Consider the following 3,225-nt stretch of genomic DNA (forward strand, 5'->3'; position numbering starts at 1 on the left):
TAGTACATTGAAAACTGAATATAATCCAAGAAAAAAACCGAGAAACAATCAAAAGAGAACAGATTGCACGAGCGACCGAGAGAGTTCAAGTAAGAACAAGATCTTGAGTAAGGTCAAGAAAATAAGGGCGCACGGTGAATGCCTAGGCACAATAAGGCGAAGAAGGACGTGACGAACCACGAAAGGCTTCGGGGAGCAGTAAGTACGCAATGATCCGGAGATATCCGAATGGGGGAACCCAATGCAGAGATGCATTACTGTATGATGAATAGATAGTCATACAGGGCAATACGCAGTGAACTGAAACATCTAAGTAGCTGCAGGAAGAGAAAGAAAAATCGATTTCCCAAGTAGCGGCGAGCGAACAGGAAAGAGCCCAAACCAGATGATTTATCATTTGGGGTTGTAGGACTGCAAAAAGGTAGTGTAGCGGATAGCAGAATTATCTGGGAAGGTAAGCCAGAGAGGGTGAGAGCCCCGTAAGCGAAATCCAAAGCACGCCGAGCAGGATCCTGAGTAGGTCGGAACACGAGGAATTCCGATTGAAGCAGCGAGGACCATCTCGCAAGGCTAAATACTAAATTGTGACCGATAGTGAACCAGTACCGTGAGGGAAAGGTGAAAAGAACCCCGGAAGGGGAGTGAAATAGAACCTGAAACCGTGTGCCTACAAGTAGTCAGAGCCCATTAAAGGGTGATGGCGTGCCTTTTGTAGAATGAACCGGCGAGTTACGTTAATTAGCGAGGTTAAGTCAGAAAAGACGGAGCCGGAGCGAAAGCGAGTCTGAAAAGGGCGTTATAGTTAGTTGATGTAGACCCGAAACCAAGTGACCTACCCATGACCAGGTTGAAGGTGCGGTAAAACGCACTGGAGGACCGAACCCACGTAAGTTAAAAATTGCGGGGATGAGTTGTGGGTAGCGGTGAAATTCCAAACGAACTTGGAGATAGCTGGTTCTCTCCGAAATAGCTTTAGGGCTAGCCTGGTGCGAGAATGATAATGGAGGTAGAGCTCTGTTTGGACGATGGGCCCGTCAGGGGTTACTGAATTCAGATAAACTGCAAATACCATATATCAAAGCACTGGAGTCAGACTGCGAGTGATAAGATCCGTAGTCGAAAGGGAAACAGCCCAGATCACCAGTTAAGGTCCCAAAATCTATGCTAAGTGGAAAAGGATGTGGAGTTGCGTAGACAACTAGGATGTTGGCTTAGAAGCAGCCATCATTAAAAGAGTGCGTAATAGCTCACTAGTCGAGTGACGCTGCGCCGAAAATTTACCGGGGCTAAGCATAGTACCGAAACTGTGGATGCGTAGTAATACGCGTGGTAGGAGAGCGTTCTAAGAGCGGAGAAGCTTAATCGAGAGGATAAGTGGAGCGCTTAGAAGTGAGAATGCCGGTATGAGTAGCGCAAGATAGGTGAGAATCCTATCCGCCGAAAGACTAAGGTTTCCTGGGGCAGGCTCGTCCGCCCAGGGTAAGTCGGGACCTAAGGCGAGGCCGAAAGGCGTAGTCGATGGACAACAGGTAGAGATTCCTGTACTGCGTTAGATCGTTAATAGCGAAGGAGGGACGCAGGAGGCAAAGAACGCATGGTGATGGATATCCATGTTTAAGCGACAAGTGTGAGAGTGAGTCAAATGCTTGCTTTCGAGAAGCACAAGTCGTGATGAGGAGCGAAATTAAAGTAGCGAAGGTTCAAGCGTCACACTGCCAAGAAAAGCTTCTAGCAAGAGCTAACGTACCCGTACCGCAAACCGACACAGGTAGTCGAGTGGAGAACACTAAGGTGAGCGAGAGAACTCTCGTTAAGGAACTCGGCAAAATCGCCCCGTAACTTCGGGAGAAGGGGTGCTGGTGTAAAAGCCAGCCGCAGTGAATAGGCCCAAACAACTGTTTATCAAAAACACAGGTCTCTGCAAAGTCGAAAGACGACGTATAGGGGCTGACACCTGCCCGGTGCTGGAAGGTTAAGGAGAGCTGTTAGCGTAAGCGAAGCAGCGAACTGAAGCCCCAGTAAACGGCGGCCGTAACTATAACGGTCCTAAGGTAGCGAAATTCCTTGTCGGGTAAGTTCCGACCTGCACGAAAGGTGTAATGATTTGGGCACTGTCTCAACGAGAGACTCGGTGAAATTATAATACCCGTGAAGATGCGGGTTACCCGCGACAGGACGGAAAGACCCCATGGAGCTTCACTGCAATTTGATATTGGGCAGCTGTTAAACATGTACAGGATAGGTAGGAGCCGGAGAAGATAGTACGCCAGTATTATCAGAGGCAATGTTGGGATACTACCCTTGTTTGATGGCTGCTCTAACCAGGGCCTCTAAGCGAGGCATGGGACAGTGTCTGATGGGCAGTTTGACTGGGGCGGTCGCCTCCTAAAGAGTAACGGAGGCGCCCAAAGGTTCCCTCAGAATGGTTGGAAATCATTCATAGAGTGTAAAGGTATAAGGGAGCTTGACTGCGAGAGCGACAACTCGAGCAGGGACGAAAGTCGGGCTTAGTGATCTGGTGGTACCGCATGGAAGGGCCATCACTCAACGGATAAAAGCTACCCTGGGGATAACAGGCTTATCTCCCCCAAGAGTTCACATCGACGGGGAGGTTTGGCACCTCGATGTCGGCTCGTCGCATCCTGGGGCTGAAGTAGGTCCCAAGGGTTGGGCTGTTCGCCCATTAAAGCGGCACGCGAGCTGGGTTCAGAACGTCGTGAGACAGTTCGGTCCCTATCCGTCGTGGGCGTTGGAAATTTGAGAGGAGCTGTCCTTAGTACGAGAGGACCGGGATGGACATACCGCTGGTGTACCAGTTGTTCTGCCAAGGGCATAGCTGGGTAGCTAAGTATGGACGGGATAAGCGCTGAAAGCATCTAAGTGCGAAGCCCCCCTCAAGATGAGATTTCCCATACGAAAGTAGTAAGACACCTCAAAGACTAAGAGGTAGATAGGCTAGGAGTGGAAGAGCCGTGAGGTTTGGAGCGGACTAGTACTAATCAGTCGAGGACTTGACCAAAGGCTTGTGGAATCTGCGAGATTGGAAGTAGGTTTTTTTAAAGGATTATATTTAGTTTTGAGTGTAAGAGCTCAAAAGAGAAAAAGTACGGTGGCAATAGCAAGAAGGAAACACCTGTAACCATGCCGAACACAGCAGTTAAGCTTCTTAACGCCGAGAGTAGTTGGTGGGAGACTGCCTGCGAGGGTAGGAAGCTGCCGTGCTTT

Annotated in this window: 2 rRNA genes; both read left to right on the forward strand. The window is 49.4% G+C overall.

The features are described from left to right. Nucleotides 1-111: 111 nt before the first annotated feature. Nucleotides 112-3,019: ribosomal RNA gene (locus AC2JF9_RS07915) — 23S ribosomal RNA — on the forward strand. Nucleotides 3,020-3,105: 86 nt separating this feature from the next. Next, nucleotides 3,106-3,222, forward strand: a 5S ribosomal RNA gene (rrf, locus tag AC2JF9_RS07920). Nucleotides 3,223-3,225 lie beyond the last annotated feature (3 nt).

This window comes from Lactobacillus sp. C449L, assembly GCF_059900815.1.